The organism is Variovorax sp. FG153 (genome assembly GCF_057809595.1).
Genome location: NZ_JBMDKG010000033.1, coordinates 1 through 26,459 on the forward strand (window position 1 = coordinate 1; position 26,459 = coordinate 26,459).

Annotated in this window: 26 protein-coding genes; 7 read left to right on the forward strand and 19 right to left on the reverse strand. The window is 70.3% G+C overall.

Going from position 1 to position 26,459, the window contains the following annotated elements:
• Nucleotides 1–73: 73 nt before the first annotated feature.
• The 3 genes from ACODT0_RS28505 to ACODT0_RS28515 are packed head-to-tail and all read left to right on the forward strand — an operon-like array spanning nucleotide 74 to nucleotide 4,079.
• Entirely contained in the window at nucleotides 74–2,104 is a 2,031-nt protein-coding gene (locus tag ACODT0_RS28505) for a transglutaminase TgpA family protein (RefSeq protein WP_489042851.1), read from the forward strand.
• A gap of 57 nt (nucleotides 2,105–2,161) precedes the next feature.
• Nucleotides 2,162–3,427, forward strand: coding sequence for a lytic murein transglycosylase B (mltB, locus tag ACODT0_RS28510; RefSeq protein WP_413763005.1), 1,266 nt, complete (start codon nucleotides 2,162–2,164; stop codon nucleotides 3,425–3,427).
• 10 nt (nucleotides 3,428–3,437) lie between these two features.
• Nucleotides 3,438–4,079: an HD domain-containing protein gene (locus ACODT0_RS28515; protein ID WP_489042852.1), complete on the forward strand. Its 642-nt coding sequence runs from the start codon at nucleotides 3,438–3,440 to the stop codon at nucleotides 4,077–4,079.
• A 16-nt stretch (nucleotides 4,080–4,095) separates the two neighbouring features.
• Here ACODT0_RS28515 and ACODT0_RS28520 read toward each other — a convergent pair whose 3' ends face one another.
• From ACODT0_RS28520 to glpD, 16 genes are all read right to left on the reverse strand, one after another.
• Entirely contained in the window at nucleotides 4,096–4,542 is a 447-nt protein-coding gene (locus ACODT0_RS28520; protein ID WP_489042853.1) for a hypothetical protein, read from the reverse strand.
• A 41-nt stretch (nucleotides 4,543–4,583) separates the two neighbouring features.
• Nucleotides 4,584–5,672: a beta-ketoacyl synthase N-terminal-like domain-containing protein gene (locus ACODT0_RS28525; RefSeq protein ID WP_489042854.1), complete on the reverse strand. Its 1,089-nt coding sequence runs from the start codon at nucleotides 5,670–5,672 to the stop codon at nucleotides 4,584–4,586.
• Between the two features lie 7 nt (nucleotides 5,673–5,679).
• Complete coding sequence (locus tag ACODT0_RS28530; RefSeq protein WP_296798125.1) at nucleotides 5,680–5,952, reverse strand: acyl carrier protein; 273 nt, start codon at nucleotides 5,950–5,952, stop codon at nucleotides 5,680–5,682.
• Nucleotides 5,949–7,106 carry an ABC transporter permease gene (locus tag ACODT0_RS28535; RefSeq protein ID WP_489042855.1) on the reverse strand — a complete coding sequence of 386 codons (1,158 nt, stop codon included), beginning with the start codon at nucleotides 7,104–7,106 and terminating at the stop codon, nucleotides 5,949–5,951. The genes ACODT0_RS28530 and ACODT0_RS28535 overlap by 4 nt, the downstream gene beginning before the upstream one ends.
• 6 nt (nucleotides 7,107–7,112) lie before the next feature.
• Nucleotides 7,113–8,021 carry an ABC transporter ATP-binding protein gene (locus tag ACODT0_RS28540; protein WP_489042856.1) on the reverse strand — a complete coding sequence of 303 codons (909 nt, stop codon included), beginning with the start codon at nucleotides 8,019–8,021 and terminating at the stop codon, nucleotides 7,113–7,115.
• On the reverse strand, nucleotides 8,021–9,034 hold the full coding sequence (darH, locus tag ACODT0_RS28545; protein ID WP_296723492.1) for a BtrH-related acyltransferase DarH: 1,014 nt from the start codon (nucleotides 9,032–9,034) through the stop codon (nucleotides 8,021–8,023). Before darH ends, ACODT0_RS28540 begins: the two co-directional genes overlap by 1 nt.
• Entirely contained in the window at nucleotides 9,031–9,426 is a 396-nt protein-coding gene (locus ACODT0_RS28550; protein ID WP_413762999.1) for a DarG family dialkylresorcinol biosynthesis protein, read from the reverse strand. The genes darH and ACODT0_RS28550 overlap by 4 nt, the downstream gene beginning before the upstream one ends.
• Nucleotides 9,427–9,458: 32 nt before the next feature.
• Nucleotides 9,459–10,601, reverse strand: coding sequence for a beta-ketoacyl-ACP synthase III (locus tag ACODT0_RS28555; RefSeq protein ID WP_413762998.1), 1,143 nt, complete (start codon nucleotides 10,599–10,601; stop codon nucleotides 9,459–9,461).
• Nucleotides 10,591–11,574 (reverse strand): dialkylresorcinol condensing enzyme, encoded by a 984-nt coding sequence (locus ACODT0_RS28560; RefSeq protein ID WP_489042857.1) that lies wholly within the window; start codon nucleotides 11,572–11,574, stop codon nucleotides 10,591–10,593. The genes ACODT0_RS28555 and ACODT0_RS28560 overlap by 11 nt, the downstream gene beginning before the upstream one ends.
• Nucleotides 11,575–11,839: 265 nt before the next feature.
• A complete protein-coding gene (locus ACODT0_RS28565) occupies nucleotides 11,840–13,570 on the reverse strand; it encodes an ABC transporter substrate-binding protein (protein ID WP_057592250.1) in 1,731 nt (576 codons plus the stop codon).
• 101 nt (nucleotides 13,571–13,671) lie between these two features.
• The gene (locus tag ACODT0_RS28570; RefSeq protein ID WP_057592251.1) at nucleotides 13,672–13,980 is read right to left on the reverse strand and encodes a DUF2160 domain-containing protein; all 309 of its coding nucleotides are present in this window, start codon (nucleotides 13,978–13,980) and stop codon (nucleotides 13,672–13,674) included.
• Between the two features lie 13 nt (nucleotides 13,981–13,993).
• Nucleotides 13,994–14,806: a carbohydrate ABC transporter permease gene (locus ACODT0_RS28575; protein ID WP_019656045.1), complete on the reverse strand. Its 813-nt coding sequence runs from the start codon at nucleotides 14,804–14,806 to the stop codon at nucleotides 13,994–13,996.
• Complete coding sequence (locus tag ACODT0_RS28580) at nucleotides 14,803–15,693, reverse strand: carbohydrate ABC transporter permease (protein ID WP_057592252.1); 891 nt, start codon at nucleotides 15,691–15,693, stop codon at nucleotides 14,803–14,805. The genes ACODT0_RS28575 and ACODT0_RS28580 overlap by 4 nt, the downstream gene beginning before the upstream one ends.
• Entirely contained in the window at nucleotides 15,690–16,760 is a 1,071-nt protein-coding gene (locus ACODT0_RS28585) for an ABC transporter ATP-binding protein (protein ID WP_057592253.1), read from the reverse strand. The genes ACODT0_RS28580 and ACODT0_RS28585 overlap by 4 nt, the downstream gene beginning before the upstream one ends.
• 1 nt (nucleotide 16,761) lies before the next feature.
• Nucleotides 16,762–17,835 (reverse strand): ABC transporter ATP-binding protein, encoded by a 1,074-nt coding sequence (locus ACODT0_RS28590; protein WP_489042858.1) that lies wholly within the window; start codon nucleotides 17,833–17,835, stop codon nucleotides 16,762–16,764.
• Nucleotides 17,835–19,529 carry a glycerol-3-phosphate dehydrogenase gene (glpD, locus tag ACODT0_RS28595; RefSeq protein ID WP_489042859.1) on the reverse strand — a complete coding sequence of 565 codons (1,695 nt, stop codon included), beginning with the start codon at nucleotides 19,527–19,529 and terminating at the stop codon, nucleotides 17,835–17,837. The genes ACODT0_RS28590 and glpD overlap by 1 nt, the downstream gene beginning before the upstream one ends.
• A gap of 157 nt (nucleotides 19,530–19,686) precedes the next feature.
• On the opposite strand from glpD, the gene ACODT0_RS28600 reads away from it, so the two are divergent.
• Nucleotides 19,687–20,472: a DeoR/GlpR family DNA-binding transcription regulator gene (locus tag ACODT0_RS28600; RefSeq protein ID WP_057592256.1), complete on the forward strand. Its 786-nt coding sequence runs from the start codon at nucleotides 19,687–19,689 to the stop codon at nucleotides 20,470–20,472.
• 7 nt (nucleotides 20,473–20,479) lie between these two features.
• The gene (gene glpK, locus ACODT0_RS28605) at nucleotides 20,480–21,979 is read left to right on the forward strand and encodes a glycerol kinase GlpK (protein ID WP_057592257.1); all 1,500 of its coding nucleotides are present in this window, start codon (nucleotides 20,480–20,482) and stop codon (nucleotides 21,977–21,979) included.
• Between the two features lie 15 nt (nucleotides 21,980–21,994).
• On the opposite strand, the gene ACODT0_RS28610 is transcribed toward glpK, so the two are convergent.
• Nucleotides 21,995–22,450, reverse strand: a complete 456-nt coding sequence (locus ACODT0_RS28610) for an SH3 domain-containing protein (protein WP_057592258.1) — start codon at nucleotides 22,448–22,450, stop codon at nucleotides 21,995–21,997.
• A gap of 128 nt (nucleotides 22,451–22,578) precedes the next feature.
• Between ACODT0_RS28610 and ACODT0_RS28615 the strand changes: the two genes are divergently transcribed.
• Complete coding sequence (locus tag ACODT0_RS28615) at nucleotides 22,579–23,100, forward strand: hypothetical protein (protein WP_489042860.1); 522 nt, start codon at nucleotides 22,579–22,581, stop codon at nucleotides 23,098–23,100.
• A 107-nt stretch (nucleotides 23,101–23,207) separates the two neighbouring features.
• Complete coding sequence (locus ACODT0_RS28620) at nucleotides 23,208–24,896, forward strand: phosphoethanolamine transferase (RefSeq protein WP_489042861.1); 1,689 nt, start codon at nucleotides 23,208–23,210, stop codon at nucleotides 24,894–24,896.
• Between the two features lie 13 nt (nucleotides 24,897–24,909).
• Here the strand turns inward: ACODT0_RS28620 and ACODT0_RS28625 are convergent, their stop codons facing one another.
• Complete coding sequence (locus ACODT0_RS28625; protein WP_064262422.1) at nucleotides 24,910–25,452, reverse strand: prolyl hydroxylase family protein; 543 nt, start codon at nucleotides 25,450–25,452, stop codon at nucleotides 24,910–24,912.
• A 29-nt stretch (nucleotides 25,453–25,481) separates the two neighbouring features.
• The gene (locus tag ACODT0_RS28630; protein WP_057592260.1) at nucleotides 25,482–26,438 is read right to left on the reverse strand and encodes an alpha-E domain-containing protein; all 957 of its coding nucleotides are present in this window, start codon (nucleotides 26,436–26,438) and stop codon (nucleotides 25,482–25,484) included.
• Nucleotides 26,439–26,459: the final 21 nt, after the last annotated feature.

Below are 26,459 nucleotides of genomic sequence, written 5' to 3' on the forward strand. Positions count from 1 at the left end.
TGGCGAAGCAAAAGAAAGTGACTCGCCCGCCGGGGCGAGTCCCGGCCAACAGCCTAAAAAAGAAGAGCTCCCAATGAAGAAGCTCACGATGGCCACATTGCCAAGAGACGCAAGAGACACCCTCTTTCTCCTGGCAGTCATAGCCCTCATCATCCTCCCCCAGGCAGACACCCTCCCCTGGTGGTGCACCACCCTCACCACAGCAGTCCTGATCTGGCGCGGCACCCTCGCCATCCAATCCCGACCCCTCCCCTCCCGCTGGTGGCGCATCGCCCTGCTCGTGGTGACAGTCGCCGCCACCTTCGCCACCCACCGCACCCTGCTCGGCCGCGACGCCGGCGTCACCCTGGTCGTGATCCTGCTCGCGCTCAAGACGCTCGAACTGCGCGCGCGCCGCGACGCCTTCGTCGTCTTCTTCCTGGGCTTCTTCGCGATGCTCACGAACTTCTTCTACTCGCAGTCGCTCGCCACCGCGGCCATGATGCTGCTCGCGCTGCTGGGCCTGCTGACCGCACTGGTCAATGCCCACATGCCGGTGGGCCGGCCGCCGCTCGCACAGGCCGCGCGCACCGCGGGCTGGATGGCGCTCGCGGGCGCGCCGATCATGTTCGCGCTGTTCCTGCTGTTCCCGCGCTTCGCGCCGCTGTGGGGCACGCCGACCGATGCGATGGCAGGCCGCAGCGGGCTGTCGAACACGATGCGCGTGGGCACCATCGCCGAGCTCGCGCTCGACGGCCGCGTGGCGGCACGCATCAAGTTCGACGGCGACCGCGCGCCGCCGCAGAGCCAGCTCTATTTCCGCGGCCCGGTGCTCGCGCAGTTCGATGGCCGCGAGTGGACCGCGCTGCCATCCTGGCGCCGCGGCGCGGGCGGCTCCGAGCTGCGCACCAGCGGCGAGCCGCTGGGCTACGAGGTCACGCTCGAGCCCAGCAACCGCCCGTGGCTGCTCACGCTCGACGCCGCGCCGCGCGCGCCCGCGCTGCCGGGCTACGAGGTCACGGGCAGTTCGGACCTGCAATGGTTCGTGAACCGGCCTCTGTCGGACCTGGTGCGCTACCGCGCCCAGAGCTACACGCGCTTCGAGAGCGGCCCGGTCGCCAGCGCCAACAGCCTGCGCGCCTACCTCGCGCTGCCGCCCGCGTCGAACCCGCGCACCGCGGCGCTCGCGCGCGAAATGCTCGCCGACCCGGCGCTGGCCGGTGCCGCCACGCCCGCGCTCGTGCAGGCGGTGCTGCGGCGGCTGCGCACCGGCGGCTACAGCTACACGCTCGAGCCCGGCGTCTACGGCAACGACACCGCCGACGAGTTCTGGTTCGACCGCAAGGAAGGCTTCTGCGAGCACATCGCCTCTGCCTTCGTGGTGCTGATGCGCGGCATGAACGTGCCGGCGCGCATCGTCACGGGCTACCAGGGCGGCGAACTCAACGGCATCGACAACTACTGGGTGCTGCGCCAGAGCGATGCCCACGCCTGGGCCGAGGTCTGGGAAGCCGGCAAGGGCTGGGTGCGCGTCGACCCCACGGGCGCGGTGGCGCCGGGACGGGTCGGCCAGTCGATGCGGCTCGTGCAGCCGCCGGGCCTGTTCGCGGGCGCGGTCATCGCGATGAGCCCGACCTTCGCGCAGAACCTGCGCGCGGCCTGGGAGGCCGTCAACAACGGCTGGAACCAGTGGGTGCTCAACTACACGCAGAGCCGCCAGCTCGACCTGTTGAAGAACATCGGCTTCGAGGCGCCGAGCCTCGAGGACCTGGCCTACGTGCTGCTCTACCTGCTGGTGGGCGCGAGCCTGGCCGGCGCGCTCTGGACGCTGTGGGAACGCAGCCAGCACGATCCCTGGCTGCGCCTGCTCGGCCGAGCGCGCGCGCGGCTCGCGAAAGCCGGCCTCGCCGTGCCCGACACCGCGCCGCCGCGCCAGATGGCGGCGCTGGCCGAGGCCTTCTTCGGCACCGATGAAAGCGCGCCGCTGCGCGACTGGCTGCTGAAGCTCGAAGCCCAGCGCTATGCACCGGCCGGCCCCGGGACGCTGGCCGCGCTGCGCGCCGAGTTCCGCCGCCTGCCATGGCCCGCGCGCAAGGCCGGGCCCGCACTGCTGCAGCCCGGCTGAACGCAACCACATGTGTCGCCCGCCGGCCCGCGCGCGGCCGGGCGGCACAATCGGCCGATGCGATCCTCCCTCTCCCCGCGGCGCCAGCCGGTCCGCGCCGCCGCCCTCGCCCTCTTCGCTGCCTGCGCCGCCGGCCTCGCCACGCAGGCCGCGGCCCAGCCCCGCCCGGCAGTCAAGGCCGTGGTCGGCAGCACGCCCTACGCCACGCGCGACGACGCGATGCGCTTCGCCGACGAGGTCGCGGCGCGCCGGGGCCTGGACCGCCAATGGGTGCGCGCCACCATCGGCGGCGCGCGCTTCCTGCCCAACGTGCCGCGGCTGATGCTGCCGGGACCGGTGGGCACGGTGAAGAACTGGCAGGTCTACCGCAGCCGCTTCATCGATGCCACGCGCATCGCCGCGGGCGTGCGCTTCTGGCGCGCCAATGCCGACCTGCTCGCGCGCGCCGAGGCCACCTACGGCGTGCCGCCCGAGATCGTCGTGGGCATCGTGGGCGTGGAGACCATCTACGGTCGCAACATGGGCAACTTCCGCGTCATCGATGCGCTCGCCACCCTGGCCTTCGACTTCCCGCAGGGCCATCCTCGCGCGGCCGAACGGCAGGCCTTCTTCCGCGGCGAACTCGAGAGCTTCCTGAGCACCGAGAGCCGCACCGCCGACGATCCGATGGTGCCGCTGGGCAGCTACGCGGGCGCGATGGGCATGCCGCAGTTCATGCCGAGCAGCATCGCCAAGTACGCGGTCGACTTCGACGGCGACGGCCGCATCGACCTGGTCAACAACACGGCCGACGTGATCGGCTCGGTGGCCAGCTATTTCAAGGCCTTCGGCTGGCAGCCGGGCATGCCCGCGATCTACCCGGTGCGCTTCGACGAGTCGCGGCTGCGCAAGGACATCCTGCTGGCACCCGACATCCTGCCGAGCTTCAGCGCCGACAGCTTCGTGGCCGCGGGCGCGGTGCTCGATGGCGAGGGCCAGCGCCATCGCGGCCTGCTCGCGCTGATCGAACTGCAGAACGGCGCGAGTGCCGCGCCGACCTACGTGGCGGGCACGCGCAACTTCTACGTGATCACGCGCTACAACTGGAGCAGCTACTACGCGATGTCGGTGCTCGACCTCGGCAACGAGGTCAAGGCGGCGATGGGCTATGCGCCGGCGCCGCAGCCGGTGCTCGCGCCGGCCCCCGCGCCGCTGCGCTCGCAGCCGAGGCTCGATGCGCAACCGATGCCGCTGCCCCTGCAATCGACGCCGACCGAGCCGACGGCCTCGCAACCGCTGCCGCCCGCCTCCTCGCCGCGGCAACCGATGCCGCTGCCGCAGTGAGGGCCACGCAATGACGCCCCTGTCGAGCGCGGCCCTGTGGGCCAATTGGCACGCCGCCTGGCGCGCGCTCGGCATCGCGCAACCCGGCACGCCCGAGCGCGATGCGCTGTGCGACGCGCTGCAGCGCCGCTACGCCGAGCCGCAGCGCCACTACCACACGCTGCAGCACCTCGGCGAATGCCTGGCCTGGTTCGAGCGCGAGCAGGCCGCCGCGCAACGGCCCGGCGAAGTGGCGCTCGCGCTATGGTTCCACGACGCGATCTACGACGTGCATGCGCACGACAACGAGGCACGCAGCGCCGCCTGGGCGCTCGAGGCGCTGCGCAGCTTCGAGGCCGGCGAGGACGTGGCGCAGCGCGTGCACGACCTCGTGATGGCCACGCGCCACGATGCCGTGCCCGAAGGCCGCGATGCCGAGCTGCTGATCGACATCGACCTCTCGATCCTCGGCGCCGAGCGCGCGCGCTTCGATGAGTACGAGGAGCAGGTCGGGCGGGAATACGCCTTCGTGCCGCTCGAGATCCGCCTGCCGCGCCGGCGCGCGATCCTGCAACGCTTCCTCGACCGCGAGGCGATCTACGCCACGCCGCGCATGCACGCCTTGCTCGAGGTCCGCGCGCGCGAGAACCTGCGCCGGTCGATCGCGGGCTGAGCGCGCCGCCGGGCTCTCAGGCCGGTAGCAGCCGCCACCATTCCGAGCGCATCGGCAAGGCGCCACCGGCCTCCTCGACCTGGCCCAGCAGCAGGCCGTCGGCCCCCGCGCCGTGCACCACCAGCCGCAGCAGTTGCGCCGCATCGCGGTTCAGCACGAAGCTGCCGTCGCCGCGCCAGCCCAGGCAGCGGCCGACCTCGGCCAGCGCCAGCGCGGGCTGGCTCTGCATGAAGGTGAAGGGCATGGTGAGCCCCGCATCGAGCTGCTCGAGCCCGGTGCAGGTCGCGGCCCAGGGTCCGCGCCGGCTGCCGACGCGCAGGCGCGCACCGGCCGGCAGCGCGGCCTCGCCGGCGGCGTCGATGCAGCGCAGCGCGCCATGCATCGCGAGCTCGGTCCAGGCGCCGACGCGGCGCGGCCGGTAGCCGAGCCGCTGCACCAGTTGCGCGTGCCAGTCTTCGGCCAAGGGGTCGGCACCGACATGCGCGACGACGCGCCAGCCCTCGATCATGGCGCGCCCCCCCCCGCATCCTCGAGCACCAGCGCCGCATGGCCACCGCCGAAGCCCAGCACGTTGAACAGCACATGACGCAGTCCGCGCGGCGCCGAGGCACTCAGCGCCAGGCCCAGCGCCTCATCGGGCGCATGCGTCGCCACCGGCCACGCACCATGCGCGACGCAGCCGGTCAGCAAGGCCAGCTCGGCCGCGCCCGAGGCGCCGAGCGTGTGGCCGATCGCGGTCTTGAACGACACCAGCGGCGGCAGCGGATCGAACAGCGCGCGCAGCGCCTGCGCCTCCACCGCGTCGTTGCCGGGGCTGCCCGCGGCCTGCACCTTGACCAGGCCGATGTCGCGCGGCCGCAGCCCGGCCTGCGCGAGCGCGGCCTCGCACACGGCGCGCACCGCGCCCGCCTCGTTGCCCGCGGGATTGCTGCCGTCGACGATGTTCGCGCCGCCCGCGATGCGCCAGCGCGCGGGCCGCGTGCGCAGCTGCAGCGCCGCGAAGGCCTCGCCGAGCACCAGCCCGTCGCGGCCGGCGCCGAAGGGCCGCGCGCCATCGGGCGACAGCAGCTGCATCGCGCCGAAGCCCGCCACGGTGAAGCGGTTGTCGGGCTCGGCGCCGAGCACCAGCGCCTCCTCGGCCCCGCCGCCGCGCAGCAGCTCCGAGGCCGCGAGGATCGCGTTGAGCGCCGAGGTGCAGGCCGTCGACACGGTGAAGACGGGGCCGCGCCAGGCGAGCGCGCCGGCCACGATCTCGGCGAAGTCGAGCAGGTCGCCGCCGAGCCGGCGGTCGTCCTTCTCGTGCTCCATGTGGCCGATGTCGAGCGAGGACGAGGCGACGAACAGCGGCGCGTCGCGCGACACCGCGCCGCCCGAGCGATCGGCCTGCGTCACCACCGCGCGCACGCGCCGGCGCACGCGTTCGTCCCAGCCACCGTCGGTGGGCGACAGCTTGTAGACGGGCCATTGCGCCTGCGCCGACACGGCCACCGGCACGGGCCGCACGCCGCCCGCGCGCAAGGTGGCGAGCGCCGCGTCCAGATCGTCGCCCAGCGCGCAGGCCAGCCCCACGCCGCCGAGGTACACCGCCCTCATCGCGCGGTCATGCCTTCTGCTCGCGCAGCAGGTGCTCGGCCAGGTGCGCGACCGAGCTCAGCGCGCGGCGCGTCTCCTTGCTGTCGGGCATGCGCACGCCGAAGGCCTGCTGGATCGCCATCGACACCTGCAGCGCATCGAGCGAGTCGAGGTCCAGCCGCGCCTCGGGGCCGAACAGGGCCTCGTCGTCCGACAGGCCGCCGGGCGGCGGCTCCTTCTCGACGGCCTCGAGCACCAGCGTCTTGAGCCGGGCGATGAATTCGGGAGTGACGAGGTTCATGGCGTGCGCCTGCGAAAGAGAAAGACCGCGAGCACGAACATGGCGGCCGCGAACACCACCAGCCGCCCGACCTGCGGCAGCGTGTCGGCCACGCCGCCGCCGCGCAGCAGCACGGTCAGCAGGGCCTCGAGGCCCCAGTTCATCGGCGAGAGCTCGACCAGCCGCTGCATGAAGCCCGGCATCACGAACTTGGGCACCATGATCCCGCCCGCGGCCGCCATCAGCACGTTGACCATCGGCCCGATGGTGGCGGCCTGCGCATGGCTGCGCACCGCGCAGGCCAGCGCCAGCGAGAGGCTCACGGCCGCGAGGCTCACCGCGCCGAGCGCGACCAGCAACGCGCCCCAGTCGATGCCCGCGAGCGAGAGCGCATCGCCGCCGATCAATGGCATCAGCCAGATGCCCGCGGCCAGCATCAGCGCGGCCTGCACCGCGTTCACCGCGAGATAGGGCAAGGCCTTCGAGGCCAGCAGCATGGCGCGCGACACGCCCAGGCTCTGCAGCCGGCCCAGCGCGCCCGAGCCGCGCTCCTGCACCAGCAGGCTCGAGAGCGAGGCCACCACGAAGAACATGCCGAACACCAGCCAGGCCGGCACGTTCTGCTGCACCGAGGTCGGCCGCGGCCCGCTGCTCGCGAAGCGCTCGGCCTGCACCAGCGCCTGGATCGACGCACCCTGCGCCGGCCCCGCGGTGCCCGGCACCTGCAGCGCGAGCCGCGCCTTGAGCTCGCCCGAGGCGCCGACCAGCTCGGCGCGCAGCGCGTTGTGCAGGTTGCTGTCGATGCCGGGCTCGGTCAGCAGCTCGATGTAGGGGCGCGTCGAGAGCGCCACCGACTCGAGCTCGTCCGACAGCCCCGGCTGCAGCACGATCACGTACTTGAGCTCGCCGCGGCGCAGCCGTGCCTGCCAATCGGCGCCCAGCGGCTCGGGCGCGCCATGCGCCTTGCGCCACAGCTGCAGCAGCCACTGCGCGGGCGTGCCGTCGTCGCGCACGTCGACCGCGTAATTCAGCGCGGCCAGCGGCGGGCGGTAGATGTCCTTGAGCGTGAGCGACATCAGCACGATGAAGATCATCGGCATCAGGAACAGCGCGGCCAGGCCGTGCATGTCGCGCCGCAGCGCGAGCAGTTCCTTCTGGATCAGGGCCCGCAGCATCGGTCCTCAGTCCCGCAGCGAACGGTGGGTGAGCGCCATGAACAGCTGCTCGAGGTCGTGGCGGCCGAACTCGGCATGGCGCACCTCGATGCCCGCGACCTCGAGCGCGGCCAGCACCGGGGCCGGGCCGGTGCCCGGATGCAGGTGGATGCGCCAGTGCACGCCACCCTGCTCCACCGTGCCGAAGCGCGAGAGCATTTGCGCATCGAGCCCGTCGGCGGCCAGCGTGAGCAGCATCGCGTTCTTCGACAGCAGTTCCTCGAGCGAGCCCTCGCGCAGCACCCGGCCGTGGTCGAGGATCGCCACCCGGTCGGCGATGGCCTCGATCTCCTCCATGTAGTGCGAGGCGTAGATCACTGCGGCACCCGCGCGCGCCAGGCCCTTGATCGCATCGAGCACGAAGGCGCGCGACTGCGGATCGACGCCGACGGTGGGCTCGTCGAACAGCATCAGCTCGGGTTCGGGCAAGAGCGCGATCGCGAGGTTGAGCCGGCGCTTGAGGCCGCCCGACAGCCGCTCGGCGCGCGTGCCCGCGAAGGCTTCGAGTTGCGCGAACGCCAGGCAGGCCGCGATGCGCTCGCGCTTGCGCGCGCCCGCGAGCCGGCCCGCGGCGGCGAAGCAGGCCAGGTTCTCGGCCACGGTGAGCATCGGGTAGAAGGCATGGTCCTGCGGCGCCACCGCGATGCGCGTGGGCGCCTGCGCACGCACCTGCGCGAGCGGCACGCCATCGATGCGGATCTGGCCCGACTGCACCGCGAGCGCGCCCGACAGGTGCGAGATCAGGGTGGTCTTGCCCGCGCCGTTGGGCCCGAGCAGGCCGAGCACGCAGCCGCGCGGCACGGCCAGCGACACTGCGTCGAGCGCGTTCGCCTGGGCGTGCGGGTAGCGGTGGCTCAGCCACTGCAGTTCGAGCATCAGGACACGGCGGCCTTGAGGTCGCGGAAGAAGCTTTGCTCGCGTTGCGCCTGCTCGCGCAGCAGCGCCGCGAGCTTCGCCGGATCGACCGCCTCGCGCCCCTTGACCATGCGCGCGGCCTTGAGCGCGAAGGCGCGCCAGTCGTCGCCGATCGCCGTGAGGCGGTCGGACATCTGCAGCAACTGCGGCTTGCCGAGCAGCGCGGCGGCCTCCTGCAGGAAGGCCGCGTAGATGAAGCGGAAGCCGGCACCGCCGGTGCCGATCTCCTCCTGCATGCGCACCAGGTGGCCGATGAAGGCCACGGTGCGCGGATCGGCCGGCGCGAGCTTCGCGATGCGGCCGGCCAGGGTGCGCATGCCGCGCACGCCGACGATGGGCACCGGCGCGAGCATGTTGCGCACCGTCTTCAGGATCGCCTTGCGCACCGCGCCCGCGTCGACCGCCTTGCGCTCGATCGCCTGCGGGTAGTACATGAGTCCCTTGGGCGCGAGCACGCCCTTGGCGAAGCGCGCGCGCGCCAGGTCGGCGCTGGCGCAGCGCACCGGCTCCTCGAACACCGGGTCGCTGATCAGGTACTCGTCGCCCTCCTTGCCGTAGACCAGCAGGTTGTGCGCATTGAAGTGGAAGCGCATGTTGGGCGGGAAGTACGGCAGCCAGTAGACCGAGGTCTGCAGGCCCACGAGGTGGCCGTCGGCGAGCAGCGCGTCGAGCCGGCGCTGGCCGTCCTCGGGGCTTCTGAAGGTCTCGAAGCAAAAGCGCGCGGCCATCGGCGCGAGCAGGCCCTTGATCATCGCGCGCGGCGGCATGCGGTAGGAGATCAGCGGCAGGCCCGAGAGCTTGATGAACGGCAGGTAGGCGAACGACAGGCCCGAGGACAGGCCCAGCGCCATGCTCTCGGTCATCGCGGGCACGCCGTGGTGGCGCATCAGGCTCGAGATCACGCCGCTCTCGCAATGGGCGGCCTGGCTGTGGCGAAAGCCGGCTTCGGCAACCGGTGCGGCGATGGCATTCATGGCAGTTCCTTGAGCGCGGCGACGGACAGGCCCAGCGCCTGCGCATAACGCGCGAGCTGGTCCCCGGAGAGCGCCGCGAAATGCCGCGGCTGCAGGTGGCGCCGCACGCGCCATTGCCAGAAGCCGCTGGTCTGCGACAGCAGCGCCACGTCCATGCGGCGGTCGTACATCCAGTATTCGAGAGGCGAGGCCAGGCCCCGCGCCACGCGCTCGCGCGCGGCCCCGGCCTGCGCCACCAGCGCGTCGACCGCATGGGTGGTGACGATCTCCTCGGCCTCCCAGCCGCGCGAGGTGGTCGTGACCACGCGGCCCTGCGCATCGCGCGCGTACATCAGCTTGGCGTGGCCCGCGAGCGTGGCGTTGCCTTCCTGGGGAACTGCGTCGAGGTCCATGTCAGCGTCTCTCCTTCGCCATCGGCTTCGTGTCAGACGGCCTCGAGGTAGATGAAGCCGCTCGAGAAGCGGCCGCTCTCGGGCACGAACATCAGCAGCTTGTGGCCGGGCCGGATGCGGCCCGAGCGGAACAGCTCGTCGAGCATGATGTAGGGCGAGGCGGAACCGGTATTGCCCTTCTGCACCAAGTTGCTGAACCAGCGCTCGCGCGGAATCGCGAAGCCCATCTGCTCGAGGCAACGCGCCACCGGTTCCATGAAGTAGCTCGACGACAGGTGCGGCAGGAACCAGTCGACGTCATCGGGCCGCAGGCCGCGCTTCTCGACGATGGCCGCGAGCGGCTCGCCGAGCGTGGCGCGCACGATGTTCTCGTTGAGCAGCCGCACGTCCTGCTTGATCGCGAAGGTGGAGTCGCGGTGCCAGTCGCTCGGCGCGGTGCGGGCCCAGCCGGTGAGGCTGCCGTCGGCGGTGCGGTCGGCGCCGGCATACATGCACACCGGCAGCTCGTGCGCGGCCGAGGAGAGATCGATCCATTCGACCTTGAGCGACAGCGGCCCGCGCGGCGCGCGCTCCAGCAGCACCGCGCCCGCGCCGTCCGAAAGCATCCAGCGCAGGAAGTCCTTCTCGAACGCGATCTCGGGATTCGTCTCGAGCAGGTCGACGCGGTGCGCGATCTCGGCTTCGAAGCGCGAGCCGCGCATCAGCGGCGAGGCCAGTTCCGAGCCGGTGGCCACGGCGCGCTCGGCATCGCCCGCGCGCACCGAGAGCCAGGCGTGCTTGAGCGCGGTGGCGCCGGCCAGGCAGATGCCCGCGCAGGCCACCACCTCGAGCCGCGGCCAGCCGAGCTCGCCGTGCACCATCACCGCGTGGTTGGGCATCAGCTGGTCGGGCATCGAGGTGCCGGTGACGAGGCAGTCGATGCGCCCCAGTTCCTCGGGCGTGCCGAGCCCGCGGATCGCCGCGGCGGTGAGCTCGGCATTGCTCATGGCCTGCAGGCCGGTCGCGCGGTCGATCGCGTAGTGGCGCGACTGGATGCCGTTGCTGCGCAGGATCAGGCGTCGCGCACGCGACACCCGGTCGCCGACGCGGCCCAGGACTTCTTCGATGTCTTCGTTGCTGACCGGAGCAAAAGGCAGGAAGGCGGCGGTACGGGTCAGGAAGACATCAGTCGTCATAGAGATGGGAACGGTCCGTGGCCGAGCCGGAGGGCCGCTCGAAATGGGCGGTCATTCTAGTCAGCCACCCACGCAGCAGAGGGCGCAGCAGCGCCTGCAGGGTGAGGCTCACCGGGACCACGGTGACGATCAGCGCGAGCAGGAACAGCACGTAGAGCACCAGCAGCGGCTTGCGCTGCCAGGCCCCGGGGCCGCCGGCGGCCATCAAGAGCTTGCCCCAGAGGAAGAAGCTGCGCGTGCCGGCCTTCTCGCTGACCAGGAGCCGCGCATTGGCGTTGACCGCGCCCAGCCCCGCGAGCAGCGGCGCGGTGCCGCGCTCGAGCCCCTGGTGCAGCGCATCGCGCAGCGCGCGGCCGAAGCGCACGGTGCGCGCGATCTGGCCCGGCTCGAGGCCCGCATCGGGCATGCCCCAGAAGCCGCGCTTGCGGCCCCAGACCAGCCAGGCCGGGGTGGTGAAGAAGGTGGCGAGCGTGGGGCCCGGATCGGTCAGCACCACGTTGTCGATCAGCCGCGCGTCGATGGCGGCGAGCAGGCCCTCGAGCTTCTGGTGCGCGAGGTGCCACATGTTGCGGCAGGCGATCACCGTGACCACGGGCTTGCCCTGGAGCAGGCGCGCCGCCACCGGGTGCTTGAGGAAGGCCGTGATCGGCTGCGAGGGCGCGAGGAACCACACCTGGTAGGGCAGGATCACGAGGTCGAAGTCCTCCTCGCCCGTGAGCGCCAGCGGCTGCAGCGCGGGCGGCTTCATGTGCGCGGTCTCGGGGAAGGCGTCGAAGAAGCGGATGAAGCCCCAGGGGAACGGAAAGGGCCGCACCGGCCGCAGCGTCTCCACGTGCACCGCGATCGCGGGGTCGTCGCGCAGCGGCGCCACGATCCGCTCGGCGACGCTGCCGAGCTGGCCGGTCTGCGAATAGTGGATCACGAGCACGCGCTTGGCGATGGTCGGCGCGACGGCCTCGAAAGGGCTGGACAAGCTGGAATTCACGGGTGGGCGGTTCGAAGGGCCGTCGAATGTACGCGAAGCCCCGGCATCGCGCATCTGCCATAGGTCATGCATCGAAAGGATGCGGCGAACGGGCAACGCGCGGTTACGAGATCTCGTAGCCGGGGCCACGCCCGGGTGCATGCACGCAAAAAAGGGCCGCGCCTCGCGGCGCGGCCCTGCATGTGCCGTCCCGGCATCCCCACGACCGTCCGGCCGGTCGCGTCGGCGGCGGTCGGGATGCCTCCCTGCGGGATCAGCGAACCTTGCCTTCCTTCCAGGCCGTCAGCAGCTTGTTGTAGTCGATGGTCTCGCCCTTGGGCTTCTCGTTGGCCAGCTTCTTCCACGGCGCGTGGTCGTCGCTCAGGTACTTGGCCGGGTCGCCCTTGGGATTGAGCTTGGGCGCGCACTTGGCCATGCCGGCGCGCTCGAGGCGGGCCATCACGTTGTCCATCTCGTCGGCCAGGTTGTCCATCGCCTTCTGCGGCGTCTTCTCGCCCGTCACGGCCTCGGCCACGTTCTTCCACCACAGCTGCGCGAGCTTCGGATAGTCGGGCACGTTGGTGCCGGTCGGGGTCCAGGCCACGCGCGCCGGGCTGCGGTAGAACTCGATCAGGCCGCCGTACTTGTTGGCGTTCTGCGTGAAGTAGTCCGAGCGGATGTCGCTGTCGCGGATGAAGGTCAGACCGGTGATCGACTTCTTCAGCGAGGTGGTCTTGGCGGTGATGAACTGCGCGTAGAGCCAGGCCGCGGCCGTCTTGTTGGCGTCGTGGCCCTTGAAGAAGGTCCACGAGCCCACGTCCTGGTAGCCGTTCTGCATGCCCTGCTTCCAGTACGGGCCGTTCGGGCCGGGGGCCATGCGCCACTTGGGCGAACCGTCGTCGTTGACGACCGGCAGGCCCTTCTTGGTCATGTCGGCGGTGAAGGCCGTGTACCAGAAGATCTGCTGCGCGATCTGGCCCTGCGCGGGCACCGGACCCGATTCGCCGAAGGTCATGCCCATGGCTTCCTTGGGCGCGTACTTCTTCATCCAGTCGATGTACTTGGTGAGCGCGTACACGGCGGCCGGCGAATTGGTGGCGCCGCCGCGCGCCACGGAGGCGCCGGTCGGCGTGCACTTGTCGGCCGCCACGCGGATGCCCCATTCGTCGATCGGCATGCCGTTCGGGATGCCCTTGTCGGCCGCGCCGGCCATCGACAGCCAGGCATCGGTGAAGCGCCAGCCGAGCGACGGGTCCTTCTTGCCGTAGTCCATGTGGCCGTAGATCGGCTTGCCGTCGATGGTCTTCACGTCGGTGCTGAAGAACTCGGCGATGTCTTCATAGGCGCTCCAGTTCAGCGGCACGCCCAGGTCGTAGCCGTACTTGGCCTTGAACTTGTCCTGCAGGTCCTTGCGCGCGAACAGGTCGGCGCGGAACCAGTAGAGGTTGGCGAACTGCTGGTCGGGCAGCTGATAGAGCTGGCCGTCGGGCGCGGTCGTGAAGCTGGTGCCGATGAAGTCCTTGAGGTCGAGGCCGGGGTTGGTGAACTCCTTGCCCGCGCCGCCCATGTACTCGGTCAGCGACATGATCTTGCCATAGCGGTAGTGGGTGCCGATCAGGTCGGAGTCGGAGACCCAGCCGTCGTAGATCGACTTGCCCGACTGCATCGAGGTCTGCAGCTTCTCGACCACGTCGCCTTCCTGGATCAGGTCGTGCTTGACCTTGATGCCGGTGATCTCCTCGAAGGCCTTGGCCAGCGTCTTCGACTCGTATTCATGGGTGGTCAGGGTCTCGGAGACCACCGAGATCTCCTTCACGCCCTTGGCCTGCAGCTTCTTCGCGGCCTCGATGAACCACTTCATCTCGTCCATCTGCTTGTCCTTGGACAAGGTCGAGGGCTGGAACTCGCTGTCGATCCATTTCTTGGCCTCGGCCTCCCCGGCCGACGCACCGTGCGCGGCGAACATCGCAGCCGCCAACGCCAACGCTGTGTAGCGCATCTTCATGAACGTGTCTCCTCGGTTGATTGCTTCCCCGGTTTTGTCGATCGCGGCTCCGGGGAGGCGGAGAGCCGGATTCGTTGTGGAAAGAAGAGAGCGTGCCGCGTTCAGCCCTTGCGCAGGATCAGCGCGAGCAGCAGCATCGACAGCACGAAGCTGATCCAGACCGAGGGCTCGGCCTCGAGGCTGAACCAGGCCTGGAACTTGTCGGCCAGGCCGACGAAGGCCAGGTTGACGTAGGCCGCCGACAGCAGGCCGATGAACAGCCGGTCGCCGCGCGTGGTGGCGATCGGCAGCCAGCCGCGGCGCAGCGTGGTCGGCGACTTGAGCTCCCACAGTGTCATGCCGGCCAGCATGAGCACGATGCAGATGAAGAACACGGCCACCGGGGTGGTCCAGACCATCCAGTCGAACATCTCTGTTGTCTCCTCAGACGCGACCCATCGCAAAGCCTTTTGCGATGTAGTGACGCACGAACCAGATCACGATCGCGCCCGGCACGATGGTCAGCACGCCGGCCGCCGCCAGGGTCGCCCAGTCCATGCCCGAGGCGCTCACGGTGCGCGTCATCGTCGCCACGATCGGCTTGGCATTCACGCTCGTGAGCGTGCGCGCCAGCAGCAGCTCGACCCAGCTGAACATGAAGCAGAAGAAGGCGGCCACGCCCACGCCGGCCTTGATCAGCGGCAGGAAGATGGTGAGGAAGAAGCGCGGGAACGAATAGCCGTCGATGTAGGCCGTCTCGTCGATCTCGCGCGGGATGCCGCTCATGAAGCCCTCGAGGATCCAGACCGCGAGCGGCACGTTGAACAGCAGGTGCGCGAGCGCCACGCCCAGGTGCGTGTCCATCAGGCCGACCGTGCTGTAGAGCTGGAAGAACGGCAGCAGGAACACCGCGGGCGGCGTCATGCGGTTCGTGAGCAGCCAGAAGAACACGTGCTTGTCGCCGAGGAAGGAATAGCGCGAGAAGGCATAGGCCGCCGGCAGCGCCACCGTCAGCGAGATCACGGTGTTGATCGCCACGTAGATCAGGCTGTTGATGTAGCCCGAGTACCACGACTCGTCGGTGAAGATGCGCGCGTAGTTGGCCCAGGTGAGCTGCTGCGGGAAGAACGAGAAGCTCGAGAGGATCTCCTCGTTCGTCTTGAAGCTCATGTTGATCATCCAGTAGATGGGCAACAGCGCGAACAGGATGTACAGCACCAGGAAGATGCTGCGCTTGTGGAACCGTTTCTCGTTCATCGCTCGACCTCCGCTTCCTGCGTACCCACCCGCTGCATCCAGTTGTAGAGCACGAAGCACAGCAGCAGGATGATGAGGAAATAGATCAGCGAGAACGCCGCCGCCGGCCCCAGGTCGAACTGGCCCACGGCCTTCTGCGTCAGGTACTGGCTCAGGAAGGTGGTGGCGTTGCCCGGCCCGCCGCCCGTCAGCACGAAGGGCTCGGTGTAGATCATGAAGCTGTCCATGAAGCGCAGCAGCACCGCGATCATCAGCACGCCGCGCATCTTGGGCAGCTGGATGTAGCGGAACACCGCGAACTTGCTGGCGCCGTCGATGCGCGCGGCCTGGTAGTAGGCGTCGGGGATCGAGCGCAGGCCGGCATAGCACAGCAGCGCCACCAGCGGCGTCCAGTGCCACACGTCCATCACCAGCACCGTGAGCCAGGCATCGGTGGCGCTGCCGGTGTAGTTGTAGTCCACGCCGAGCTTCTGCAGCGCGTGGCCCAGCAGGCCGATGTCGGCGCGGCCATAGATCTGCCAGATGGTGCCGACCACGTTCCAGGGAATCAGCAGCGAGAGCGCGACCACCACCAGCACGGCCGAGGACTTCCAGCCCTTGGCCGGCATCGACAGCGCGAGCGCGATGCCCAGCGGGATCTCGACCAGCAGCACCGCGAGCGAGAAGCCGAGCTGGCGCCACAGCGCCTGGTGCAGCTCGTCGTCGCGCATCACGGCGGCGAACCACTCGGTGCCGACGAAGACGCGGCGCTCGGGCGAGATGATGTCCTGCACCGAGTAGTTCACCACCGTCATCAGCGGCACGATGGCCGAGAAGGCCACGCAGACCAGCACCGGCAGCACGAGCCACCAGGCCTTCTGGTTGATGGGCTTGTTGATGGTGCTCATGCCACCAGCTCCTCGTCCTTGTAGTAGCAGGTGTGCGCGTCCAGCACGCGCAGCCACACCGTGTCGCCCACCGCGGGCGGCTGCTCGTCGGGATGCAGGCGCACCTTGAGCGGGCTGCCGTCCGCATGGGCGCTCACCATCGTGTAGGTGCCCACGTCCTGCACCTGCGCCACCGTCGCGGGCACGGCGCCGCCGGCACCGGCCGGGGCCAGCCGCAGGTACTCGGGGCGGATGCCGATCTTGAGTTCGCCCGCCGGCAGTTCGCGCGTGGGCACCAGCGGCGTGCCCGCCACCTCGATGGTGCCGTGAGCGCTCTTCGCGGCCAGGAAGTTCATGCCCGGCGAACCGATGAAGTGGCCGACGAAGGTGTGGGCCGGGCGCTCGAACAGCGCGTCGGCGCTGCCCACCTGCACCGCCTTGCCGCGCGTCATCACCACCACCTCCTCGGCGAAGGTCAGCGCCTCCACCTGGTCGTGCGTGACGTAGATCAGCGTGAGCTTGAGCTCGCGGTGGATCTGCTTGAGCTTGCGCCGCAGCTGCCACTTGAGGTGCGGATCGATCACGGTCAGCGGCTCGTCGAACAGCACCGCCGACACGTCGCTGCGCACCAGGCCGCGGCCCAGCGAGATCTTCTGCTTGGCGTCGGCCGCGAGGCCCGCGGCGCGCTGGTCGAGCTGGCCGCTCATGTCGAGCATCTCGGCGATCTCGCCGACGCGCTTCCTGATCTGGTCGGCCGGCATCTTGCGGTTGCGCAGCGGGAACGCGAGGTTCTCGGCCACGGTCATCGTGTCGTAGATCACCGGGAACTGGAACACCTGCGCGATGTTGCGTTCCTGCGGCGTGGCCTGCGTCACGTCGCGGCCGTCGAACCTGACCGTGCCCTGCGAGGGCACGAGCAGGCCCGAGACGATGTTGAGCATGGTGGTCTTGCCGCAGCCCGAGGGGCCGAGCAAGGCGTAGGCGCCGCCGTCGCGAAAGCTCATCGTGAGCGGCAGCAGCGCATAGTCGCTGTCCTGCGTCGGGTTCGGGCGGTAGGCGTGGGCCAGGTCGAGGTCGATGCGGGCCATCTCAGTTTCCTTTGCGCCATGCCGGCGCGCGCGCCAGCTTCTCGCCGGCATCGAACACATAGGCCCGCGCCGCGCTGAAGTACAGCGTGATCGAGGCCCCCAGCTCGAAGCGGTGCACGCCGGTGAGCTGCGCCACCAGTTCGCCGACCGCGGTCTCCACGTGCACGAAGGTGTCGGAGCCCGAGATCTCGGCCAGCTCCACGGTGCCGGGCAGCGCGATGTCGCCCTCGCCCGCTTCCACGTCGAGCGCGCTCGCGCGCAGCCCGACCGTGACCGCGCCCGCCACCGACTCGGGCAGCGCGAGCGCCAGCGCCGGCCCGCCGGCCAGTTGCACGCTGCCCGCGGCGGCGGTGCCGGCCAGCAGGTTCATCGGCGGATCGCTGAAGGCGCGCGCCACGCGCAGCGACCGCGGCGCATGGAACACCTCGGCGGTCGGGCCGTACTGCAGCAGCTCGCCGGCATCCATCACCGCGGTGTGGCCGCCGAGCAGCAGCGCCTCGCCGGGCTCGGTGGTGGCGTAGATCACGGTCGAATCGCCGGCCGCGAACAGTTGCGTGAGTTCCTCGCGCAGGCCTTCGCGCAGCTTGTAGTCGAGGTTCACCAGCGGCTCGTCGAGCAGCATCAGCGGCGCGTTCTTGGCCAGCGCGCGCGCCAGCGCCACGCGCTGCTGCTGGCCGCCCGAGAGCTCCTGCGGATAGCGGTCGAGGAACATGCCGATATGCAGCTTGTCGGCCAGCGCGCGCACGCGGGCGTCGATGTTCGATTCGCCGCGCAGCTTGAGCGGCGAGGCGATGTTGTCGGCGACCTTCAGCGAGGGATAGTTGATGAACTGCTGGTAGACCATCGCCACGTTGCGTTCGCGCACCGGCATGCCGGTGACGTCCTGGCCGTCGACCAGCACGCGGCCCTCGGTGGGCGTGTCGAGGCCGGCCATCAGCCGCATCAGGCTGGTCTTGCCGGCCTGCGTGGCGCCGAGCAGCACGGTCACCGCGCCGCTCTTCGGCGCGATGCTCTGCTCGTAGAGCCAGGTTTGCGCGCCGACCTTCTTGGTCACGCGCTCCAGTGACAGCTGCATCAGCCTTCCCTCCCTTGCATGTCCACCCTTCCGCGATGCGCATCCAGCCAGTCGGCCACCTGCCGACGTTGCTGCGGCGTGTAGCGCAGCCCGAGCTTGGAACGGCGCCACAGCACGTCGTCGGCGCTCACCACCCATTCGTCGCGCTGCAGGAAGCGCAGCTCGCGCTCGTGCAGGCCGGGCGCCACCTCGGCGCCGAGGTCGGCCATCGATGCGGCATCGCCGAGCAGCTCGCCGATGCGCGCGCCGTAGGCACGCGCGAGCCGGCGCGCGAGCTTCGCGTCGAGCCAGCCGTAGCGCTGCTGCACGGCGGCCAGGAAGCGCTCGAAGTCGCCGTCGGGCCGCTGCGCCGCGCCGATCCAGGCCGACAGGTCGCCGCCCGCGAGGAAGGCGCCCTCGGTCCAGGCCGGGCGCTGGCTGTTCGGCTGGCCCAGCATGCGGCCGACCTCGTCGGCGGCGTCCTCGGCCAGCTTGCGGAAGGTGGTGATCTTGCCGCCCCACACCGACAGCAGCGGCGCGGCGGCGGTGTTCGACTCGAGCATGTAGTCGCGCGTGACCGCCGACGGATCGCCCGAGGCATCGTCGAGCAGCGGGCGCACGCCCGAGTAGGTCCACACCACGTCGCTCGGCGCGATCGGCTGCTCGAAATAGCGGCTGGCCTGGGTGCAGAGGTACTCGACCTCCTCGTCGGCGATGCGCGCCGCGCCCGGGTCGTCGCCATGCAGCTCGATGTCGGTGGTGCCGATCAGCGTGAAGTCGTCCTGGTAGGGGATCGCGAAGATGATCCGCTTGTCGGGGTTCTGGAAGATGTAGGCGTGGTCGTGCGCGAACACGCGCGGCACCACGATGTGGCTGCCCTTCACGAGGCGCAGGCTCTTGGTGGCCAGCGCCTCGCCGTTGGCGGGCTTCGCCACGCCGCGCAGGAAGGATTCGGCCCAGGGCCCGGCGGCATTCACGACCGCGCGGGCGCGTACCGTGCGGTGCGTGCCGTCGGGGCCCTCGAGCACCGCGGTCCAGCCGTCGGCCTCGCGCCGCGCATGCACGCAGCGGGTGCGCGTGAGCACCTCGGCGCCGCGTGCGCGCGCATCGAGCGCATTGAGCACCACCAGCCGCGCGTCGTCGACCCAGCCGTCCGAATAGACGAAGCCGCGCTTGAACTGCGGCTTGAGCGGCGCGCCCGCGGCATGGGTGCGCAGGTCCACGCCGCGCGAGGCCGGCAGCACCTCGCGTTTGGCGAGGTGGTCATAGAGGAACAGGCCGATGCGGATCATCCAGGCCGGGCGCATCGAGGGGTCGTGCGGCATCACGAAGCGCAGCGGCCACATGATGTGCGGCGCGCTCTTGAGCAGCACCTCGCGCTCCTGCAGCGCCTTGCGCACCAGCGAGAACTCGTAGTACTCGAGGTAGCGCAGCCCGCCGTGGATCAGCTTGGTCGACGACGAGGAGGTGTGGGAGGCGAGATCGTCCTTCTCGCACAGCACCACGCGCCAGCCGCGGCCCGCGAGATCGCGCGCGATGCCGCAGCCGTTGATGCCGCCGCCGACGATCAGCACATCGCAGTCGGTGGCCGGTGCCGGCGGATTCTGGGAGAGATCGCTCACTGGAATACCACCTGTCCTTTCGCCCGTCTTTTGTTGTTGCGATGCATGACCGAAGTCATCGAAGGCGGCCATTGTATTTTCGGTTTTTTTCACTTGAGTTCCTTATGGCGCGATTTTCCCCCGAGTTTTCCCTGATGAATGTTCGTTTTTTTTCCTTCTATAAAGTGACGCATCGGGCGCTCCGGCAACGGCCCCGGCGCGTTTTTTTGCGTACTCTCGGCTTACTTCCATTCGTTTTCGCCCCCACTCAGTGAATTCCAACCCCCGCCAGATCAATCTCCTCGACACCGTGCGCGCCCGCGGTTCGGTCACGGTCGAGCAGCTCGCCGACATGCTCGGCGTGACCCTGCAGACGGTGCGGCGCGATGTGCAGCGGCTGGCCGACGAAGGCCTGCTGACCCGCTTCCATGGCGGCGTGCGCGTGCCGAGCTCGACCACCGAGAACATCGGCTACCAGCAGCGCGAGACGCTGCATGCCGACGGCAAGGCGCGCATCGCGCGGCGCGTGGCCGAACTGGTGCCGAACGACTGCTCGCTGATCCTCAACATCGGCACCACCACCGAGGCGATCGCGAAGGCGCTGATGCGCCACACCGGCCTGCGCGTGATCACCAACAACCTGAACGTGGCGACCATCCTGAGCGGCAACAGCCAGTGCGAGGTGATCGTGGCGGGCGGTTCGGTGCGCGCGCGCGACCGCGCGGTCGTGGGCGAGGCCACGATCGATTTCATCCGGCAGTTCAAGGTCGACATCGCGCTGATCGGCGTGTCGAGCATCGAGTCCGACGGCTCGCTGCGCGACTTCGACCTGCGCGAGGTGAAGGTGGCGCAGACCATCATCGCGCAGGCGCGCGAGGTCTGGCTCGCGGCCGACGCGAGCAAGTTCAACCGCCCCGCCATGATCCAGCTCGGAACCCTGTCCCAGATCGACCGCCTCTTCACCGATGCGGAACCGCCCGATCCCTTCCCGACGCTGCTGCGCGACGCGCAGGTGCGGCTCGAGATCGCCCGGCCCCATCAGACCCCGAAGGAATGACTCCCGCATGACGACCACCTACCTGCTGGCCCTCGACCAGGGCACTTCCAGCTCGCGCAGCATCGTGTTCGACCGCGGCGGCCACGTGGTGGCCATCGCGCAGAAGGAGCTCACGCAGATCTACCCGCAGCCGGGCTGGGTCGAGCACGACCCGCTCGAGATCTGGGACAGCCAGCTCGCGACCGCGCGCGAGGTCATCGCCAAGGCGAAGCTGCGGCCCGAGGACATCCACGCGATAGGCATCACCAACCAGCGCGAGACCACCGTGCTGTGGCACCGCGAGACGGGCAAGCCGGTGCACCACGCGATCGTGTGGCAGGACCGGCGCGCCGAGCCGCTGTGCGCGCGGCTGCGCGAGGAGGGCCTGGCCGACACCATCCGCGAGAAGACCGGCCTCGTGATCGATGCCTACTTCTCGGGCACCAAGCTGCGCTGGCTGCTCGACAACGTGCCCGGCGCGCGCGAACAGGCCGAGCGCGGCGAGCTGGCCTTCGGCACCGTCGACAGCTGGCTCATGTGGCAGCTCACGGGCGGGCGCAAGCACGTGACCGACGTGAGCAATGCCTCGCGCACCATGCTGTTCAACGTGCATCGCAACGAATGGGATGCCGAGCTGCTGGCGGCGCTGCGCATCCCCGCCGCGCTGATGCCGGCGGTGCAGCCCTCGGCCTCGCACTTCGTCGACACCGACGCCGCGCTGCTCGGCCGCTCGCTGCCGGTGGGCGGCGTGGCCGGCGACCAGCAGAGCGCCCTCTTCGGCCAGGCCTGCTTCGAGGCCGGCATGGCCAAGAACACCTACGGCACCGGCTGCTTCCTGCTGATGCACACGGGCGAGGCCTTCCAGCCCTCGAGCAACGGCCTGCTCGTGACCAGCGCGGCGCAGACAAGCACGCAACCGCAGTACGCGATGGAAGGCAGCGTGTTCGTGGGCGGCGCCGTGGTGCAGTGGCTGCGCGACGGCCTCAAGGCGATCAAGGGCAGCGCCGAGGTGCAGTCGCTGGCCGAGAGCGTGCCCGACGCGGGCGGCGTGATGATGGTGCCGGCCTTCACCGGCCTGGGCGCGCCCTACTGGAACGCCGACGCGCGCGGCACCATCACCGGCCTCACGCGCGGCACCACCGTGGCCCACATCGCGCGCGCCGCGCTCGAGAGCATCGCCTACCAGAGCGCCGCGCTGCTGCAGGCCATGAGCCGCGACGCGGTGGCCGCGGGCGGCAAGCCGGTGGCCGAGCTGCGCGTCGACGGCGGCGCCAGCGTGAACGACCTGCTGATGCAGTTCCAGGCCGACCTGCTGGGCATCCCGGTGGTGCGGCCCGAGGTGGTCGAGACCACCGCGCTGGGCGCGGCCTACCTCGCGGGGCTGTCGAGCGGCGTCTACGGCGACGTCGGCCAGCTCTCGAAACAGTGGAAGGTGGAGCGCCGCTTCATGCCCACGATGGGCCGCGCGCAGGCCGAGGAATCGATGGCGCGCTGGGAGCGCGCGGTGCGCCAGGCCACGCAGGCCTGAGCGCCTGGCCCGGGCCTACCAGCCCCAGGTGAGGCTGGTCGCCACCCAGCCCACCGCGCCGCCCTCGTGGCGCACCTTGGTCCACTTGCCGCGCTTCTCGAGCGTGCGCAGCACGTCGCCGTAGCCGGCCTTCTTCACGATCGGACCGCGCGCGCCCGGCGCGCGCCGCAGGTTCGCCACCTGCGCCTTCACCACGCGGTGCGGCACCTTGTTCGTCATCGAGCGGTAGACCCAGGCGCGGTCGCCCTCGAAGTCGCGCACCTGCAGCCAGTCGCCCTTGCGCTGGAGCACCTGGAACGGATAGCCGCGCGTCACGGTCCAGTGCGCGGGGTTGCCCACGCCGGGGCCGCTGCGCAGGTTGAGCGTCCTGACCGCGGAACTGACCATCTCGCGCGCCCAGGCGGCCGGGGCCGAGACGAGCAGCAGGGTCATGACGAGCAGGAGTGCGGGCAGTCGGCTGAATCCGTTCATGGAGGAGGGTTTCCTTTCTCGAGAAGCAAGGGTTTTCCAGAGGGCCGGCGAGGCCGGCGCGAGCCCTTCTGGGCCGCATGCGCCGCAGAAGTTCCGCGGCCGATCGATGGCTGATCGATACTTGCGTGATGCCCCCGTCTCCCAGGAATCATCGAAACAGCCGCGCGCGGACGCTGTCGCGCGCCATCCCATGGGCCGCCACCGCCGCGCTGCTCGCCCTCGGCCTGCTCGTGTCGGGCTGCACCGACGGCTATCCGAGCGAAGACGCGCCCAACGTGCGGCACATGACGGACGACCAGCACCTGCGCGCCCTCAACCACTACCTCGCGCTCGGCGCGACCGCGAGCGGCACCGTGCACCGCAAGCTCGTGAGCCAGGACGACTGCCACGTGGTGCTCAAGAAGCGCCGCGAGGCCGGCCAGACCCAGCGCATCGTGATCCCGCTGCTCGAGTCGAGCGTGGAGATCGCCACCCAGCCCGGCGGCAGCGGCCTGCGCGTGAAGCTCGCGCAGCACCTGGAAGACGGCGAGCGGGAGGTCCGGCTCAAGCTCGACCTGGACCGCTGGATCGACGCGGTCGCATGGCGCTCGCACTTCCAGCAGCTGCAGATGAACTGCCGCGAGATCAGCGAAGGCGCCGACGCCGCGTAGCGCCCCCGTGCGCCGGCGAAGCCCTCCCTCGCGACGGGGGCACTGCGCGGAACACCCGTGCACGGCGGCAGAATCGCGCCCGCGATCCACCCCTCCGCCCGCTCCGCTTGACACAGCCGCCCGCCCAAGCCCCCGACCTGCTCCAGGCGCCGGCCATTCCCTCCCCCGACACCGCGCGCAGCAACGGCCTGCTCGCCTGCGGCGTGGTGGCCGCCACCCTGCTCGCCGTGATCGTGCTCGGCCACGACGGGCGCCGCATCGCGCAGCTCGCGGTGCTGGCGCTGCCGATGGTGCTGTGGCTGGCCTGGCCGGTGCGCAGCGCGCGCGTGCGCCGCTGGCGCACCGTGCTGGCCTGCGCCTGGACCCTGGCCTTCGCCTTCGACGGCGCCTTGCGCGCCTACCTGCTCGACACCTACCAGGCCGCGCCCGACGGCGCCATGGTGCTGAGCGCCGCGGCCAACACCAACGCACGCGAGAGCGGCGAGTACCTGCAGATGCACTGGCGCTCGGCGCTGCTGTGGAGTGGCGCGGCCGCCGCCGCGGCCCTGCTGGTGGCGGCCTTCGCACGGCGCGGAGCCAGCGCGCCGGCCGGGGTGCGCGCGCGGCCGCCGGGCTGGGCCACGGCACTGCTCGCGCTGCTGCTGCTGGTGGCCTGCGTGGGCTATGCGAGCAAGCCCTGGCGGCGGCTGCATCCGGTGCTCTTCTGGTCGCAGTGGGGCCAGTCGATCCATGCGCTGCGCGGCCTCTGGGCCGACCAGGAGCGGATGCGCGAACGGATGCTCGCGCGCGCCAAGGCCATGGCGCCGGTGATCGAGCACGCCGGTCCGTCGACCGTGGTGCTGGTCATCACCGACAGCATCAACCGCGACAACATGGGGCTCTACGGCTACGGCCGCCCGACCACGCCGCGCCTGCTGGCCCACAAGGCGCAGGCGGGCGCGCACATGGAGGTGCTGCCCAATGCCTGGTCGGTCGATGCCACCACCGTGCCCGCGCTGCGCAACATGTTCCATTTCGGCCTGCCCGAGAGCGAGAACCCGCCGCACCTGCTCGCGCTCGCGCGCGCGGCCGGCTACAAGGTCTGGTGGATCAGCAACCACGACGACCTCGCGATCGAGCAGCAGCATGCGCGCTACGCCGACGTGGTCGACATGGTCAACCGCACGCCGGGCCGCGCGAGCGCCTCGCTCGACGGCGAGATCCTCGACTGCATGCAGGAGGCGCTGGACGACACCAGCGCCGAGCGCAAGCTGATCGTGGTGCACCTGATGGGCGCCCATCCGCACTACAGCCTGCGCTTTCCGCCCGATGCCAATCCCTTCGACGACAGCGTCGACGCGGTCGAGACCGGGCTGATGAAGAACGGCCGCTCGGCCTGGGTGCGCCACTACCGCCACGAGTACGACGCCGCCCTGCTCTATCACGACTTCGTGGTGTCCGAACTGCTGCAGCAGACGCGCAGCGCCGGCCCGCCGCAGGAGCCCCGCGCCTGGATGTACCTGTCGGACCATGGGCAGGAAGTGGGCCACGGCAGCGACCGCGCGGGCCACAGCCCCGCGACCGCCTCGGGCTACCGCATCCCGACCGTGATCTGGCGCCGTCCGCAGACGCCGTTCGCGGACCATGCGCCGCAGCAGCCGCAGCAACCGTTTCGCGCGGACTGGGCCGGCTGGACGCTGATGAACCTGCTCGACATCCGCTGGAACGGCCAGCGGCCCGAGCGCGACGTGCTCGGTGCGACCTACCGCTGGGAAGCGCCCACGCTGCCGGTGGCGGTGGAATCGTTCGAGCGCTGAGGTAGCGGCGCGTTCAGGCCGCGCCGTACATCACGTCGGAGCGCAGCACGTACTTCGTGCCGGCCTCGATCGCCGCGCCCTCGTGCCAGGTGTCGTGCACGAACAGCAGCGCGGCGCCGGCCTCGGGCTTCACGCGGAACTCGCGGAAATCGGTGTCGCCGCCCGTGAAGCCGTCGTTGAGATAGACCAGCAGCGTGAGCCGGCTCGCGAGGCCGTCCTCGCGCCAGGGGCCGTCCTTGTGCATCTTGAAGCGCTGGCCCGGCAGGTACTTGTAGAAGCGCAGCTCGCGCGGCAACCCGAGCGCGGCCTCGCCCTCGAGCACCGGCAGTTCGACTTGGCCCAGGCGCTGCCAGAGCAGCGCCACCCATTCGGGCGCCGCGAGCATCGCGCGCTCGTTGTTGCGGATCGCGGGCATGGCCTTCGGGCCCTCGGCGGTGCGCACGCCGGCCGCCGCGAAGCCCTCGCGCTCGGCCAGCGCGATCAGCGCCTCGCATTCGTCGGCCGACAGGAACTGCCCGACCGAAAACGCGCGCGGCGAATGGACCACGAGGTGCATTCGCCGCTTTCGCTCCGGAAGGTCGCCGTTCAGTGGGCCGGTACCAGGAAGTCCTGGCTGATGCGCACGCCGAGTTCGTTCACGCGGTCGAGGAACTGCGTGAGGTAGGCATGCAGGCCGGTCGCGAGGATCTCGTCGACGCGCGCGTACTGCAGGTCGGCCAGCAGCTTGCCGGCGCGGCGCTGGGTTTCGGCGCTCTGCTCGTTCTGCACCTTCGCGAGGTTGGCCACCACCTCGGCCAGGCTCGCATGCAGCGAGCGCGGCATGTCGGCGCGCAGGATCAGCAGCTCGGCCACGCGCTCGGGCTTGATCACGTCGCGGTAGACCTTGCGGTAGACCTCGAAGGCCGAGACGCTGCGCAGGATCGCGCTCCAGTGATAGAAGTCGTACTCCTGGTCCTCCTCGGTGGCGGCACCGAAGAACTCGCTGTTGAGCGCGTGGAACTTCACGTCGACCAGCCGCGCCGTGTTGTCGGCGCGTTCGAGGAAGGTGCCCAGGCGCGAGAAGTAGAAGGCCTCGTCCTGCAGCATCGTGCCCAGCGTGACGCCGCGCGAGAGGTGCGAGCGGAACTTGACCCATTCGAAGAACTGGCCGGGATCGCGCTCGAAGTCGCCCGCGCGCAGCATGCGGTTGACCTCGAGCCAGGTGGTGTTCTGCGTTTCCCAGGCCTCGGTGGTCAGCGCGCCGCGCACCGCGCGCGCGTTCTCGCGCGCGGCCTTGAGGCAGGAGAGGATCGAGGACGGATTGCTCTCGTCCTTGACCATGAACTCCATCACCTCGTTGGGCGCGATCTGGTCGTACTTCTGGTTGTACGAGGGCAGCAGCTCGCTGATCGAGAGCACGCCCTGCCAGCCGTACTTGGCGACCTCGGCCGACTGCGGCAGCAGCGAGGTCTGGTAGTTGACGTCGAGCATGCGCGCGGTGTTCTCGGCGCGCTCGGTGTAGCGGGACATCCAGTAGAGGTGGTCTGCGGTGCGGGACAGCATGTGGTTCTCCGGGCTTCTTGC

Excerpts from the sequence above, each read along its gene's own strand:
- ACODT0_RS28555 (WP_413762998.1), bottom strand. The coding sequence starts at position 10,601 with ATGACGACTGATGTCTTCCTGACCCGTACCGCCGCCTTCCTGCCTTTT.
- ACODT0_RS28590 (WP_489042858.1), bottom strand. The coding sequence starts at position 17,835 with ATGCAGCTGTCACTGGAGCGCGTGACCAAGAAGGTCGGCGCGCAAACC.
- glpK (WP_057592257.1), top strand. The coding sequence starts at position 20,480 with ATGACGACCACCTACCTGCTGGCCCTCGACCAGGGCACTTCCAGCTCG.
- ACODT0_RS28565 (WP_057592250.1), bottom strand. The coding sequence starts at position 13,570 with ATGAAGATGCGCTACACAGCGTTGGCGTTGGCGGCTGCGATGTTCGCC.
- ACODT0_RS28585 (WP_057592253.1), bottom strand. The coding sequence starts at position 16,760 with ATGGCCCGCATCGACCTCGACCTGGCCCACGCCTACCGCCCGAACCCG.
- ACODT0_RS28515 (WP_489042852.1), top strand. The coding sequence starts at position 3,438 with ATGACGCCCCTGTCGAGCGCGGCCCTGTGGGCCAATTGGCACGCCGCC.
- ACODT0_RS28525 (WP_489042854.1), bottom strand. The coding sequence starts at position 5,672 with ATGAGGGCGGTGTACCTCGGCGGCGTGGGGCTGGCCTGCGCGCTGGGC.
- ACODT0_RS28580 (WP_057592252.1), bottom strand. The coding sequence starts at position 15,693 with ATGAGCACCATCAACAAGCCCATCAACCAGAAGGCCTGGTGGCTCGTG.
- ACODT0_RS28615 (WP_489042860.1), top strand. The coding sequence starts at position 22,579 with ATGCCCCCGTCTCCCAGGAATCATCGAAACAGCCGCGCGCGGACGCTG.
- darH (WP_296723492.1), bottom strand. The coding sequence starts at position 9,034 with ATGAATGCCATCGCCGCACCGGTTGCCGAAGCCGGCTTTCGCCACAGC.
- ACODT0_RS28610 (WP_057592258.1), bottom strand. The coding sequence starts at position 22,450 with ATGAACGGATTCAGCCGACTGCCCGCACTCCTGCTCGTCATGACCCTG.
- ACODT0_RS28540 (WP_489042856.1), bottom strand. The coding sequence starts at position 8,021 with ATGCTCGAACTGCAGTGGCTGAGCCACCGCTACCCGCACGCCCAGGCG.
- ACODT0_RS28505 (WP_489042851.1), top strand. The coding sequence starts at position 74 with ATGAAGAAGCTCACGATGGCCACATTGCCAAGAGACGCAAGAGACACC.
- ACODT0_RS28575 (WP_019656045.1), bottom strand. The coding sequence starts at position 14,806 with ATGAACGAGAAACGGTTCCACAAGCGCAGCATCTTCCTGGTGCTGTAC.
- ACODT0_RS28530 (WP_296798125.1), bottom strand. The coding sequence starts at position 5,952 with ATGAACCTCGTCACTCCCGAATTCATCGCCCGGCTCAAGACGCTGGTG.
- ACODT0_RS28570 (WP_057592251.1), bottom strand. The coding sequence starts at position 13,980 with ATGTTCGACTGGATGGTCTGGACCACCCCGGTGGCCGTGTTCTTCATC.
- ACODT0_RS28630 (WP_057592260.1), bottom strand. The coding sequence starts at position 26,438 with ATGCTGTCCCGCACCGCAGACCACCTCTACTGGATGTCCCGCTACACC.
- ACODT0_RS28625 (WP_064262422.1), bottom strand. The coding sequence starts at position 25,452 with ATGCACCTCGTGGTCCATTCGCCGCGCGCGTTTTCGGTCGGGCAGTTC.
- ACODT0_RS28550 (WP_413762999.1), bottom strand. The coding sequence starts at position 9,426 with ATGGACCTCGACGCAGTTCCCCAGGAAGGCAACGCCACGCTCGCGGGC.
- ACODT0_RS28535 (WP_489042855.1), bottom strand. The coding sequence starts at position 7,106 with ATGCTGCGGGCCCTGATCCAGAAGGAACTGCTCGCGCTGCGGCGCGAC.
- mltB (WP_413763005.1), top strand. The coding sequence starts at position 2,162 with ATGCGATCCTCCCTCTCCCCGCGGCGCCAGCCGGTCCGCGCCGCCGCC.